This window comes from Caballeronia sp. M1242, from assembly GCF_017220215.1.
Lineage (GTDB): Bacteria > Pseudomonadota > Gammaproteobacteria > Burkholderiales > Burkholderiaceae > Caballeronia.
In genome coordinates this window covers 2,448,861-2,461,308 of the sequence record NZ_CP071129.1, presented here as the reverse complement: position 1 = coordinate 2,461,308, position 12,448 = coordinate 2,448,861, and the positions used below count along the sequence as shown (strand labels likewise).

At 63.6% G+C, this 12,448-nt stretch carries 12 protein-coding genes; 3 read left to right on the top strand and 9 right to left on the bottom strand.

Annotation, left to right across the window (positions count from 1 at the left end):
• Positions 1-9 precede the first annotated feature (9 nt).
• From trpD to rpe, 5 genes are all read right to left on the bottom strand, one after another.
• A complete protein-coding gene (gene trpD / locus JYK05_RS11415; RefSeq protein ID WP_206467086.1) occupies positions 10-1,041 on the bottom strand; it encodes an anthranilate phosphoribosyltransferase in 1,032 nt (343 codons plus the stop codon).
• Positions 1,042-1,045: 4 nt separating this feature from the next.
• Positions 1,046-1,630 carry an aminodeoxychorismate/anthranilate synthase component II gene (locus JYK05_RS11410; RefSeq protein ID WP_159837057.1) on the bottom strand — a complete coding sequence of 195 codons (585 nt, stop codon included), beginning with the start codon at positions 1,628-1,630 and terminating at the stop codon, positions 1,046-1,048.
• Positions 1,631-1,642: 12 nt separating this feature from the next.
• A complete protein-coding gene (trpE, locus tag JYK05_RS11405) occupies positions 1,643-3,139 on the bottom strand; it encodes an anthranilate synthase component I (RefSeq protein WP_206467085.1) in 1,497 nt (498 codons plus the stop codon).
• A gap of 410 nt (positions 3,140-3,549) precedes the next feature.
• Positions 3,550-4,290, bottom strand: a complete 741-nt coding sequence (gph, locus tag JYK05_RS11400) for a phosphoglycolate phosphatase (protein WP_175946639.1) — start codon at positions 4,288-4,290, stop codon at positions 3,550-3,552.
• The gene (rpe, locus tag JYK05_RS11395) at positions 4,287-4,976 is read right to left on the bottom strand and encodes a ribulose-phosphate 3-epimerase (protein WP_206467084.1); all 690 of its coding nucleotides are present in this window, start codon (positions 4,974-4,976) and stop codon (positions 4,287-4,289) included. Before rpe ends, gph begins: the two co-directional genes overlap by 4 nt.
• 263 nt (positions 4,977-5,239) lie before the next feature.
• Between rpe and apaG the strand changes: the two genes are divergently transcribed.
• Positions 5,240-5,614 carry a Co2+/Mg2+ efflux protein ApaG gene (gene apaG / locus JYK05_RS11390; RefSeq protein ID WP_206467083.1) on the top strand — a complete coding sequence of 125 codons (375 nt, stop codon included), beginning with the start codon at positions 5,240-5,242 and terminating at the stop codon, positions 5,612-5,614.
• Positions 5,615-5,710: 96 nt separating this feature from the next.
• On the top strand, positions 5,711-6,952 hold the full coding sequence (locus JYK05_RS11385) for a murein transglycosylase A (RefSeq protein WP_175946645.1): 1,242 nt from the start codon (positions 5,711-5,713) through the stop codon (positions 6,950-6,952).
• A gap of 12 nt (positions 6,953-6,964) precedes the next feature.
• On the opposite strand, the gene paaK is transcribed toward JYK05_RS11385, so the two are convergent.
• The 4 genes from paaK to paaN form a co-directional block, all read right to left on the bottom strand.
• On the bottom strand, positions 6,965-8,269 hold the full coding sequence (gene paaK / locus JYK05_RS11380; protein WP_206467082.1) for a phenylacetate--CoA ligase PaaK: 1,305 nt from the start codon (positions 8,267-8,269) through the stop codon (positions 6,965-6,967).
• 45 nt (positions 8,270-8,314) lie between these two features.
• Complete coding sequence (gene paaI, locus JYK05_RS11375; protein ID WP_241269903.1) at positions 8,315-8,701, bottom strand: hydroxyphenylacetyl-CoA thioesterase PaaI; 387 nt, start codon at positions 8,699-8,701, stop codon at positions 8,315-8,317.
• A gap of 60 nt (positions 8,702-8,761) precedes the next feature.
• Positions 8,762-9,553: a 2-(1,2-epoxy-1,2-dihydrophenyl)acetyl-CoA isomerase PaaG gene (paaG, locus tag JYK05_RS11370; protein ID WP_175946652.1), complete on the bottom strand. Its 792-nt coding sequence runs from the start codon at positions 9,551-9,553 to the stop codon at positions 8,762-8,764.
• A gap of 129 nt (positions 9,554-9,682) precedes the next feature.
• On the bottom strand, positions 9,683-11,392 hold the full coding sequence (gene paaN, locus JYK05_RS11365; RefSeq protein WP_206467080.1) for a phenylacetic acid degradation protein PaaN: 1,710 nt from the start codon (positions 11,390-11,392) through the stop codon (positions 9,683-9,685).
• Between the two features lie 136 nt (positions 11,393-11,528).
• Between paaN and JYK05_RS11360 the strand changes: the two genes are divergently transcribed.
• Positions 11,529-12,305: an enoyl-CoA hydratase gene (locus JYK05_RS11360; RefSeq protein WP_175946657.1), complete on the top strand. Its 777-nt coding sequence runs from the start codon at positions 11,529-11,531 to the stop codon at positions 12,303-12,305.
• Positions 12,306-12,448: the final 143 nt, after the last annotated feature.

The window sequence follows — 12,448 nt, the reverse complement described above, 5'->3', positions numbered from 1 at the left end:
TGGGTTCCGTTATTTCGTGAATTGCTGCGTGAAGCGTACCAAGGCCTCGACCTTCTCGCGCGCCGCGCCGCTTTCGATGGTTTCGCGCGCGGCGGCCATGCCGTCGGCGATCGAATCGCACCTGTCGGCGGCATAGAGCGCCGCGCCCGCGTTCAGTATGACGATCTCGCGCGCGACGCCCGCCTTGTTGTTCAGCGCGCCGAGCAGCATGGCCTTCGACTCCTGCGCGTCCTGCACTTTGAGCGATCGGTTCGAGACCATCTGCAAGCCGAAGTCTTCCGGATGAATCTCGTACTCGCGCACTTCGCCGTGCCTCAGTTCGCCAACTTTCGTCGCCGCGCCGAGCGAGACTTCATCCATGCCGTCCTTGCCGTGCACGACGAGCACGTGTTTCGCGCCCAGCCGCTGCATCACGCGAACCTGAATGCCGACGAGGTCTTCGTGGAACACGCCCTGAAGCTGGTTCGGCGCGCTCGCCGGATTCGTGAGCGGCCCGAGAATATTGAAGATGGTTCGCACGCCGAGTTCGCGCCGCACGGCCGCGATGTTCTTCATAGCCGGATGATGATTCGGCGCGAACATGAAGCCCATGCCCGTTTCGGCGATGGAGGCGGCCACTTGCTCCGGCGTGAGGTCGATGTTGACGCCGAGTGCTTCGAGCACGTCCGCGCTGCCCGATTTGCTCGACACGCCGCGATTGCCGTGCTTTGCGACTTTCGCGCCGGCTGCTGCCGTGACGAACATCGACGCCGTGGAGATGTTGAAAGTGTGCGAGCCGTCGCCACCCGTGCCGACGATATCGACGAAATTGGAGTTGTCCGCCACGTCGACGTGATTGGCGAATTCGCGCATGACGGTCGCCGCCGCCGCGATCTCGCCGATGGTTTCCTTCTTCACGCGCAAGCCGGTGATGATCGCGGCGGCCATCACGGGCGACATCTCCGCGCGCATGATCTGGCGCATGAGATGCAGCATTTCGTCGTGAAAGATTTCGCGGTGCTCGATGGTGCGTTGCAGGGCTTCTTGTGCAGTGATCGTCATGTTCTTAAGCCCGCTTGCCGGACGCCGTGTTCTTCACGAAGTTTTCGAGCAGCGCGTGGCCGTGCTCGGAAAGAATGGATTCCGGATGGAACTGCACGCCTTCCACGGCGAGTTCCTTGTGGCGCACGCCCATGATTTCGCCGTCCGCCGTCCACGCCGACACTTCGAGGCAGTCCGGCAACGACTCGCGCTCGATGGCGAGCGAGTGATAGCGCGTGACGTTGAAGTGCTTCGGAAGATCGGAGAAGACGCCCTTGCAGTCCGTCTCGATCTGGCTCACCTTGCCGTGCATGATGGTCTGCGCGCGCACGACACGCCCGCCGAACGCCTCGCCGATTGCCTGATGGCCGAGGCAGACGCCGAGAATCGGCAGCTTGCCGGAGAATTCGCGCAGCACGTCGAGCGTGATGCCCGCGTGCTGCGGATTGCTCGGCCCGGGCGAGAGACAGATGCGCTCGGGTTGCAGTTCCGCGATCTGGTCGAGCGTGATTTCGTCGTTGCGATACGTGCGCACGTCCTCGCCGAGCTCGCCGAAGTACTGGACCAGGTTATAGGTGAACGAATCGTAGTTGTCGATCATCAGCAGCATGGTCTTGTCTCCTCAGAAGTCGCTGTCGAGGCCGTCTTGCACTTGCTCGGCCGCGCGCAATACGGCGCGCGCCTTGTTCTCCGTCTCTTGCCATTCGGATTCGGGCACGCTGTCCGCGACGACGCCCGCCGCCGCCTGCACGTACAGATTTCCTTTGTGGATGAGACCTGTGCGAATCGCGATGGCCAGATCCATCTCGCCGCTGAACGACAGATAGCCGACGGCGCCGCCATACAGCCCGCGCTTCACGGGCTCGAGTTCGTCGATCAATTCCATCGCGCGGACCTTCGGCGCGCCCGAAAGCGTGCCGGCGGGAAAGGTCGCGCGCAGCACGTCGAAGTTGTTCATGTCCGGCTTGAGCCGGCCTTCGACCGAGCTCACGATATGCTGCACGTGCGAGTATTTCTCGATGACCATCTTGTCCGTCACCGCGACCGAGCCCGTCTCGGCGATACGGCCCACGTCGTTACGCGCGAGGTCGATCAGCATGACGTGCTCGGCGATCTCCTTCGGATCGTTCAGCAGTTCGGTGGCGAGTTCGGCGTCGCGCTCGGGCGTGTTGCCGCGCGGCCGCGTGCCGGCGAGCGGGCGAATGGTGACGATACGGTCCTCGGCGCGCTTTTCCTGACGCACGAGAATTTCGGGCGATGCGCCGACCACGTGAACGTCGCCGCCGAAGTTGTAGTAGTACATGTACGGCGACGGATTCAGCGACCGCAACGCGCGATACAGCGAAAGCGGATTGTCGCGGAACGGCTTGATCAGACGCTGGCCGACTTGCACCTGCATGAGTTCGCCCGCCGCGATGTACTCCTTCGCGCGCCGCACGGCCTTGAGATAGTCCTCTTTCGCGAACTCGCGATACGTCTCCGTACGCACGCTCGCCGATGTCACCGGCGGCTGAACCGTCGCGCGCAGACGGCCGCGCAACTCGCGCAGACGGTGCTTCGCCTTTGCATACGCTTCGGGCTTCGTCGGGTCGGCATAGACGATGAGGTAGAGCTTGCCCGCGAGATTGTCGATGACCGCGACTTCCTCAGTCAGCAGCAACTGGATGTCGGGCAGATTGAGGTCGTCGCGCGGGGCCGTGTCGGCGAGCTTCTTTTCGATGTAGCGGACCGCGTCGTAACCGAAGTATCCGGCGAGACCGCCGCAGAAGCGCGGCAGCCCGGGGCGCAAGGCGACTTTGAAGCGTTTCTGGAAGCGTTCGATGAACGCGAGCGGATCGCCTTCGTCGGTCTCGGTGACCGTGCCGTCCGTGACCACTTGCGACACGCCGTTCTGCACGCGCACCGTCGTGTGGGCCGGCAAGCCGATGAACGAATAACGCCCGAACCGCTCGCCGCCGACAACCGATTCCAGCAGGAAAGAGTTCGCGCCATTGCGCTCGCTTTGGGCAAGCTTGAGGTAGAGCGAGAGCGGCGTTTCGAGGTCGGCGAGGGCTTCGGCGATCAGCGGAATACGGTTGTAGCCTTCGTTCGCCAGCGATTGGAATTCGAGTTCGGTCATCTTGCGGTCCTTGAGCGACGCGTTCGTTATGTCAGGGCGCGTCAAAGGGGATGCTTACGGCGCTGCGAGCGGCTCGTTTGCCGGATTGTCGGTCGATGCGGCTTGGCCGCGCGGCATCGAACGAGTTCGATGTCACGTGGGTGGCCTGCGCGTACGGCACATGCCGCGCGCAACGCTAGACGGCGCGCGCCGAAGCAACGCTCGATATACGACCGACGTACGACCAATCAACGGAAACGGCGCGGGAATGCGCAGCGAAACAAAAAACGGTTGCTGAAGCGAGTGAAGCGGAACGCAACGTCACTTCAGCGTACCTCGGGCGAGGTTAGCGCGACCAGCGACGCCAGGGCCAGGCTCCCCGGTCGATGCTGCTCAGACTCCGTTTTCTGTTGAGAAACATGAGAGATGGACTATTCAGTCAGTGTGGTATTCGGCGGCGCAAGCGTGGCGGCAATTGCCGAAGCGGCTGCGCGCAGCGAGGAAACTATACCATCGGATTTCACCGATTGCACGGCTTTCCCATGGTTGTAACCGTAGGGCACCGTGAGCGTCGCCATACCGGCGGCGCGGCCCGCGAGCGCGTCGTTCTCGGAATCGCCGACGGCCACCGTCTCGCGCGGCAGCACGTCCAGCCGCTCGCATGCGGTGAGCATCGGCAGCGGATCCGGTTTCTTCAACGGCACGGAATCGCCGCCGAGAATGACCTTGAAGTATTGCGCGATGCCGAAGTGCGACAGCAATTCCACCGCGAAGCGATGCGGCTTGTTGGTGACGCACGCGAGGGCAATGCCGAGCTCGCGCATGGCTTCGAGCCCTGCCTCGACTTCGGGAAAGAGCGTCGAATGCTTGCCGTTGATCTTCGCGTATTCGCTCTGATACGTGGCCAGGGCGTCGTCGAACTGAGCGGTGGCCTGCGGGTGCGGCAGGCGCGCGCCGAGCACGCTGCGGATCAGGTTTTCCGAACCTTTGCCGATGTAGCCGACGACTTCCTCCCGCGTGGCGGGCTGGTCGATGCCCACGCGCGTGAGCATGCCGTTGAGCGCGGCGACGAAGTCGTCTGCGGTGTCGACCATCGTGCCGTCGAGGTCGATGATCGCGGCGCGGATAGGGCGGTTCGTGAACGCCGGCGGCGGCGCGATGACGTCGCTCATTGCTGCGCTCCCGATTTTGCCAGTTCGGCGCGCATGGCGTCGATGACCTGCTTGTAGTCGTGCTTGCCGAAAATGGCCGACCCCGCGACGAACGTGTCCGCCCCGGCCGCTGCAATTTCCGCGATGTTGTCCACTTTCACGCCGCCGTCGATCTCCAGATGAATCTCGCGGCCCGTGCGCTCGCGGTAGGCGTCGATGCGCGCGCGCGCCTCCCGCAGCTTGTTGAGTGCTTCCGGAATGAACGACTGCCCGCCGAAGCCCGGATTCACCGACATGATCAGCACGAGATCGAGCCGGTCCATCACGTGATCGAGATAATTGAGCGGCGTTGCGGGATTGAAGACGAGACCGGCCTTGCAGCCGTGATCGCGAATGAGCGAAAGCGTGCGGTCGATGTGATCCGAACCTTCCGGGTGAAAGCTGATCACATTCGCGCCGGCTTTCGCGAAATCGGGCACGATGCGATCCACCGGCCGCACCATCAGATGCACGTCGATAGGCACTTCCGTGTGCGGGCGAATGGCTTCGCACACCATCGGGCCAATCGTGAGATTCGGCACGTAATGGTTGTCCATCACGTCGAAATGAATCCAGTCGGCTCCCGCGGCCACGACGTTGCGGACTTCCTCGCCGAGCCGGGAAAAGTCGGCGGAAAGGATGCTGGGAGCGATGTGAAATTGCGCCATGGACGTATCCGGTTTGGGGCCGCAGGGACCACGAGACTCGATTCGCGCGGCCGAGCGTGCAGCCGACGGTCTGAAGCGCAATTCTAACCCGCGTTGTCTTTAGCGTAAGTCGGCCGGACGGTCAGCTTGACGGCGCGGAAAACGCCCGCGAGGCCTGCTCCGTGTTGCGGGCGCGGGCTGCATCAAGCAGAATGCCTGACCAGTAGCGGCGCACCCGCGCGCTGTTTTTGCGCAGCGCAGCGTTGAATTGAATTGGAACGACGATGAGCCAGTACGAATTCACCGTGTCCGTCGAGACGCGATATATGCCCGAGCAGTCCGACCCGGACAGCCGCCAATACGCGTTCGCCTACACGTTGACGATCCGCAATACGGGCCAGGTGACGGCTCAGTTGATTTCGCGCCACTGGATCATCACGGACAGCGACAATCAGGTGCAGGAAGTGAAGGGACTGGGCGTGGTCGGCCAGCAGCCGTTGCTTGCGCCGGGCGAGCAATTCGAATATACGAGCTGGGCTGTGATCGCGACGCCGGTGGGCACCATGCGCGGCGAGTATTTCTGCGTGGCGGACGACGGCGAACGCTTCGAAGCGCCCATCGCGGAATTCGCGTTGCACGTGCCGCGCACGCTGCACTGAGCGCGCAGGCAGCGGCCAAGCGCAGACTAGCGGCGTTTGGCCGAATCGTTCGCGCGGTTCTGGTGTTTCTTTTTGCCCGAAGCCGTCCACGCGACGATGAAAATCAAGAGCCCGAGCGCCACGAGCGCCTCGAGCGCGAAGATCAGCATTGGATATTCGTCGAACAGATCAGACATGGCGGTTCCCATCAAGAACGAGCATTGTATGCGGTTAGCGCCACGCGCCGCGCGAGGAGCGGCCTGGGCCGCGTCGATTGCAACGGCCGTGCTGCTCGCCTCGTGCGGCGGCGGCAGTTACGTGAAGCCGGGGCCGAGCACGGCGGGCGGCCCGCCCATCACCACGGGCCAGCGCGCGTCCTCGCGACTGACCGCGGTCAGCTGGCAGCAGGTTCCGGGCTGGCAGGACGATAGCCTGATCGGCGCGACGGCTGCGCTCCGGCAGAACTGCAGCCGGCTCGCGCGTCAGCCCGGATGGCAGAAGGCATGCGCGGCGGCACAAAGCCTCGACGATCTGGACATGTCGGCGGCGCGCAGTTTCTTCGAAGCGTATTTCACGCCGTTCCAGCTTGCCAATACCGACGGGACCGTCGACGGCCTGGTGACCGGCTATTACGAGCCGTTGCTGCGCGGCTCGCGCACGCGCCACGGTGCTTATCAGTACGCGTTGTATCGCTGGCCGTATCGGTACAAGCCGGGTTCCGCGCTGCCGGCGCGCGCGCAACTCGAACGCTCCGGCGTGCTGAACGGCAACGAGCTCGTGTGGGTCGACGACCCCATCGAAGCGTTCTTCCTGCAAGTGCAGGGGTCGGGGCGCATCGTGATGGAAGACGGCAGCGTTATGCGTGTGGGTTTCGGCGGGACGAATAACCAGCCGTACCGATCCATCGGCAAGGAATTGCTCGATCGCGGCGAACTCACGCCCGCGCAGGCGACGATGCAGGGCATCAAGGCGTGGGCGAAGGCGAACCCGGCGCGCGTCGATGCGCTGCTCGACGTGAACCCGCGCTTCGTGTTCTTCCGCGAGATGCCCGCGAACGACGTGATGAGCGCGAGTCTCGGCGATGGTCCCGTCGGCGCGCTCGGCGTACCGCTCACGCCCGAACGTTCGATCGCGGTCGATCCGTCCGCCATTCCGCTCGGCACGCCCGTGTTCCTGCAGACCACGCGGCCGCTCAGCAACCAGCCGATGAACCGCCTGGTCTTCGCGCAGGACACCGGCACGGCGATCAAGGGCGGCGTGCGCGCCGATTATTTTTGGGGCCTCGGCGACGACGCCGGCGATCTCGCCGGTCGCATGAAGCAAGGCGGCCGGATGTGGCTGCTAATGCCGAACTCCTGAGCGCAGGGACGCTTACGCGCCTAACTTGCGCTTGTCCACCACGCGCCGCGCCTTGCCGACCGACCGCTCTATGCCGTTGACCGCAAGGACGTTCACGACCGCGCTCACGCCGATGAGCGCCTTGATGTCGTAGGCAAGCGCGGTCTTTGCGCTTGCCAGCGCGGCCAGATCCGGCGCCGATTCCGGACACGGCTCGCAGTTGAGCGTGAGAACGTCGAGCGGGCCGTCCTTCGTCAGCACGATCTGATAATGCGGCGCGAGCACCGGACGCTTCAGCAGCAATTCCTCGATCTGCGTCGGGAACACGTTGACGCCACGCACGATCATCATGTCGTCTGAGCGGCCGGTGATCTTCTCCATGCGGCGCATCGTCCGCGCAGTGCCCGGCAGAAGGCGTGTCAGATCGCGTGTGCGATAGCGGATGATCGGCAACGCTTCCTTCGTGAGCGATGTGAACACGAGTTCGCCGAATTCGCCGTCGGGCAGGACTTCGCCCGTTTCGGGATCGATGATCTCGGGATAGAAGTGATCTTCCCAGATCGTCGGGCCGTCCTTGGTCTCGGCGCACTCGGACGCGACGCCCGGTCCCATGACCTCCGACAATCCGTAAATGTCCACGGCATCGATACCCATGCGTTGCTCGATGGCACGACGCATGTCGTTCGTCCACGGTTCCGCCCCGAAGATGCCGATTCGCAGTGACGAGTTCGACGGATCGAAGCCTTGCCGCTCGAGCTCGTCTGCGATGGACAGCATGTAGCTCGGCGTGACCATGATGATGTCGGGCCGGAAGTCCTGAATCAGTTGCACCTGCTTCTCGGTTTGCCCGCCGCCGAACGGAATAACGGTGAGCCCCGCGCGTTCGGCGCCGTAATGCGCGCCGAGCCCGCCGGTGAAGAGGCCGTAGCCGTAGCTCACGTGTACCTTGTCGCCGCGCCGCGCGCCCGCTGCGCGAATCGAACGCGCGACGAGATCCGCCCACGTGTCGATATCTTTCGCCGTGTAGCCGACGACCGTCGGCTTGCCCGTGGTTCCCGACGACGCGTGAATGCGCGCAACCCGCTCTTGCGGCACGGCGAACATGCCGAACGGATAGTTGTCGCGCAAGTCTTTCTTGGTCGTGAACGGAAAGCGCGCGAGATCGGCGAGTGACTGCACTTCGTCGGGATGCACGCCCGCTTCGTCGAACTTGCTCCGGTAGACCGGCGAGTTCTCGTAGGCGTGCTTCAGCGTCCATTTCAGGCGTTGCAGTTGCAACGCGACGAGTTCGTCGCGGCTCGCCTTTTCGATCGGATCGAGCGGCAATGCTGTGGTCATCAGTGTCTCCTTCATGCTCGCTGTCGTGGTGCGCTGGACGGCCCGTCAGACGGGAATCACAGTTCCCTTGATTTGCGCCGACTTGCCGCGAAACATCGCCACCGTTTCGCTGTCGCGGTTGGTCACGCGGATGTCGTAGATGCCCGCGCGTCCGCTCAACGTCTGTTCGACCGCCTCCGCAGTCAGCCGGTCGCCGCCTTGCACGGGCCGCAAAAACTCGATCGAGCAGCCCGCCGCGACCGTGCTGACGTTGTACGAATTGCACGCGAAGGCGAACGCGGAATCCGCGAGCGTGAAGATCAGACCGCCGTGGCAGATCGCGTGACCGTTGAGAAAGTCAGGACGGACGTTCATCTGCAGGCGGGCATAGCCCGGGCGCACTTCGATCAACTCGATACCGAGCGCGCGCGAGCAGGCGTCCGCTTCGTACATGGCCTTGGCGGTGGCTTCCGCCAGCTGTTGAGGCGTCACAAGTCTCTCCAATAAATGGTCTTACAGGCCTTCGAAGTGCGGCGCGCGCTTCTCCTTGAACGCGGCGACGCCCTCGATATAGTCGGGCGATGCGCCGAGTTCGCGCTGAATGTCGCGTTCGAGATCGAGCTGAGCATCGAACGTGTTGTTCGCGCTCGCACGCACCAGTTGTTTGATCGCGGCCACGGCTCGCGCCGGCTGTTGCGCGAGCTGCGCCGCCAATTGCGCGGCTGCCTGCTGCAGTTCGCTGTCTTCGACGACCCGCCACACGATGCCCCAGGCTTCCGCCTTTTCCGCGCTCAACTTCTCGCCGGTGAGCGCGAGGGCGAGGGCACGCGCTTCGCCGACGCGGCGCGGCAGCAGCCACGTCCCGCCCGAATCGGGCACAAGGCCGATCTTCACGAATGCCTGGATGAAGCTCGCCGAGCGCGCGGCGATGACGAGGTCGCATGCCATCGCCAGATTCGCCCCCGCGCCGGCGGCGGTGCCATTGACAGCAGCGATGACGGGCAGCGACATCGTCTGCAGGCGACGCACGAGCGGATTGAAGTGCGCGTCGATCAGCTCGCCGAGGTCGGACATCGAACCGGGCGTGAAGTCGAGGTCGGCCAAGTCCTGTCCCGCACAGAAGCCGCGCCCGGCACCCGTGATGACGACCGCGCGCGCGTTGCTGGCCTCTACCTCCGTGAGCGCGTGGCTGAGATGGCCGTGCATTTCGCGCGTGAAACTGTTCAGCTTGTCCGGGCGGTTCAGCGTGATAGTTGCGACGCGCGTATCGCCGTCGATGTGGTACAGGACAGACTTCTCCGACATGGCATCTCCTTGAACAGCTGCCGGCTGCGTTGCTCACTCACCCGCCGATACTAGGCGTGCTGCGCGCCGCTTTCCATTCGGCCGAACGGCATAAGCCGATTGCACGCTTTCGCGCGTTGTCGTTTTCGCCTATGCCGTTTGGCCAGCTTCCGCGGGCGTTGCTTTCGGGGCAACATGGACCCGACTCTGAACAACCCGGAAGCGATTCGCGACGAAGGCGGCATCCGCGAGCGCGGCGTTGGCGGCCGGGTTGGCGCCGGTGCCGTGGAAGTCCGAAAACGCGGCCGACTGATTGACGAACACGCCACCGGTCAGATTGATCGAAAGCGCGACGCCGCCGCGTATCGCGGCCTCATGAGCGGAATGAATGACGGCGTCGTCGGTGCTGTAGACGGACAACGTGAGCGCGCCGTGCTCCTGAGCGATCGAACCGGCGAGGTCCAGGGAGTGCGCGGTCGAATCCGTTGCGATGACGAACGAGATGGGGCCGAACCATTCCTTCGTGAACTTCGCTTGGTCGGAGCGGGCGTCCATCTTGAGCAGGAGAGGCGTATGAATGCGCGCGTCGGGGAAGACTGGATGGGCGAGCGTCTGGCTATCGAGCAAAACCTCGCCGATTGCGCGGGCCTCGGCAATGCGCGCGACGACGCCTTCGTTCTGGATTGCGCCGATCAGCTCGACGGCGCGCGCCGGATCGGACGTCAGCTTTTCGACCGCGCCGGCGAGCGATTTCGCGACATCGTCGAAGCTCAAGTGACCGTCGGCGGTACGGATGCCGTCGCGCGGCACGTAGATGTTCTGCGGCGCGGTGCACATTTGACCGGAGTAGAGCGCGAGCGAGAACGCGATGTTGCGGGCGGCGGCTTTCATGTCGTCGACGGAATCGATGACGATCTGGTTGACGCCCGCCTTCTCGGTGTAGACCTGAGCCTGATGCGCATTGCGCTCAAGCCAGGTGCCGTTTTGCGTGCTACCGGTGAAGTCGATGACTTTGATCTCGGGGCGAACCGCGAGCTGCTGCACAAGCGGGCCGTCATTCGGCTCCGTTGCGAGCAGCGTGACGACGTTGGGATCGAAGCCCGCTTCGCGAAGCACCTCGCGGGCAATCCGGACGGTGATCGCCAGCGGCAGGATCGCGCCCGGGTGGGGTTTGACGATGACGGCGTTTCCGGTGGCAAGATCGGCGAAGAGACCGGGGTATCCATTCCACGTCGGAAACGTGCAGCAGCCGAGCACGAGCCCCGTGCCGCGAGGCACGACGGTGTAACGCTTCTGCATGGCGAGCGGCGGATTCTTGCCCTGCGGCTTTTCCCAGTGCGCTTCGGAAGGAATGCGGCGCAGCTGGTCCCAGGCGTAGACCACGGCCTCGAGCGCGCGGTCCTGCGCGTGCGGGCCGCCTGCCTGGAAGGCCATCATGAAAGCCTGTCCGGTGGTGTGCATCACGCTGTAGCCGATTTCGAAGCTCGCGCAATTCAGACGTGACAGGATCTCGAGGCTCACGCCGACCCACGCCTGCGAACCGGCGGCGCGCCATTCGGCTTGCGCTTTCGCAGCGGCGTGAATGAGCGCGTCCGGGTCCGCCTTCGGATAGCGAATATCGAGCGCGATGCCGAAAGGCGATTGCTCTTTGCCGACGGTTTCGCCCGTCGACGGTTGGTCCAGCTCGAACGTCTTGCCAAGGTACGCCTTGAACGTCGCTTCTCCGTCCGCGTTGGCGGTTTCCCCGTACACTTTGGGACTGGGCATTTCGGCGAACGGGCTCCAGTAGCCGCGGGTTTCGATGGCAGCGAGAGCTTTGTCGAGCATCGCCTCATGCTTCGTGAATAGCGGATGTGTCATGGTCGCGAGAACGGAAGTGAAGGACGGTTCAGCCGATTAATTAACCGACCGGTTGGTTGGTGATGTTAGCATTATCGAGATGACGGACAAGAGGTCTTTTCATTAGGACTTACCTGAGGATCGCTAGGAGGAGCGCATGACTTACGAGAATCTGCTGGTCGAGACACGCGGGCGGGTCGGACTGATCACGCTGAATCGTCCCAAGGCGCTGAACGCGTTGAACGATGCGTTAATGGACGAACTCGGCGCGGCCCTGAAGTCGTTCGACGCGGACGACGACATCGGTGCGATCGTGCTGACCGGCAGTGAGAAGGCTTTCGCGGCGGGCGCGGACATCGGCATGATGGCCAAGTATTCCTATATGGACGTCTACAAAGGCGACTACATCACGCGAAATTGGGAGACGATCCGGTCCATTCGGAAGCCGATCATCGCTGCGGTGGCGGGGTTCGCGCTCGGCGGCGGGTGCGAGTTGGCCATGATGTGCGACATCGTCATCGCGGCGGACACGGCGAAGTTCGGTCAGCCGGAAATAAAGCTCGGCGTGATCCCGGGCGCGGGCGGCACGCAGCGCCTGCCGCGCGCCGTATCGAAGGCAAAAGCGATGGACATGTGCCTCACGGCGCGAATGATGGACGCAGCCGAAGCCGAGCGTGCGGGCTTGGTGTCGCGCGTGGTGGGAGCCGAGCGTCTACTCGACGAAGCTGTCGAGGCCGCGACCATCATTGCAGGCTTCTCGTTGCCCGCGGTCATGATGGCCAAGGAGTCGGTGAACCGCGCCTATGAGACGACGCTCGCCGAAGGCGTCCACTTCGAGCGGCGCCTGTTCCATTCGCTGTTCGCGACCGAGGATCAGAAGGAGGGAATGTCGGCGTTCGTCGAGAAGCGCAAACCGGCGTTCAAACATCGATAATTTCTTGCGCGGGACCCTTGCGTATTGCCGTGCCGGTCACTAGAATTCCGTTCCTTCGCGATTCAAACGAACGCGAAGGAAGCGGGAACGGTGGTGTCGTGGTGGTGGGCTTGGAAGGCAATATGGTTCTGAGCGCGGTTGAC

What these genes read in the sequence shown, in the direction of transcription:
- gph (WP_175946639.1), bottom strand. Translation starts at nt 4,290, where the DNA reads ATGAGCGACGTCATCGCGCCGCCGCCGGCGTTCACGAACCGCCCTATC.
- JYK05_RS11360 (WP_175946657.1), top strand. Translation starts at nt 11,529, where the DNA reads ATGACTTACGAGAATCTGCTGGTCGAGACACGCGGGCGGGTCGGACTG.
- rpe (WP_206467084.1), bottom strand. Translation starts at nt 4,976, where the DNA reads ATGGCGCAATTTCACATCGCTCCCAGCATCCTTTCCGCCGACTTTTCC.
- apaG (WP_206467083.1), top strand. Translation starts at nt 5,240, where the DNA reads ATGAGCCAGTACGAATTCACCGTGTCCGTCGAGACGCGATATATGCCC.
- paaG (WP_175946652.1), bottom strand. Translation starts at nt 9,553, where the DNA reads ATGTCGGAGAAGTCTGTCCTGTACCACATCGACGGCGATACGCGCGTC.
- trpD (WP_206467086.1), bottom strand. Translation starts at nt 1,041, where the DNA reads ATGACGATCACTGCACAAGAAGCCCTGCAACGCACCATCGAGCACCGC.
- JYK05_RS11385 (WP_175946645.1), top strand. Translation starts at nt 5,711, where the DNA reads ATGAAAATCAAGAGCCCGAGCGCCACGAGCGCCTCGAGCGCGAAGATC.
- JYK05_RS11410 (WP_159837057.1), bottom strand. Translation starts at nt 1,630, where the DNA reads ATGCTGCTGATGATCGACAACTACGATTCGTTCACCTATAACCTGGTC.
- paaN (WP_206467080.1), bottom strand. Translation starts at nt 11,392, where the DNA reads ATGACACATCCGCTATTCACGAAGCATGAGGCGATGCTCGACAAAGCT.
- paaI (WP_241269903.1), bottom strand. Translation starts at nt 8,701, where the DNA reads ATGTACGAAGCGGACGCCTGCTCGCGCGCGCTCGGTATCGAGTTGATC.
- paaK (WP_206467082.1), bottom strand. Translation starts at nt 8,269, where the DNA reads ATGACCACAGCATTGCCGCTCGATCCGATCGAAAAGGCGAGCCGCGAC.
- trpE (WP_206467085.1), bottom strand. Translation starts at nt 3,139, where the DNA reads ATGACCGAACTCGAATTCCAATCGCTGGCGAACGAAGGCTACAACCGT.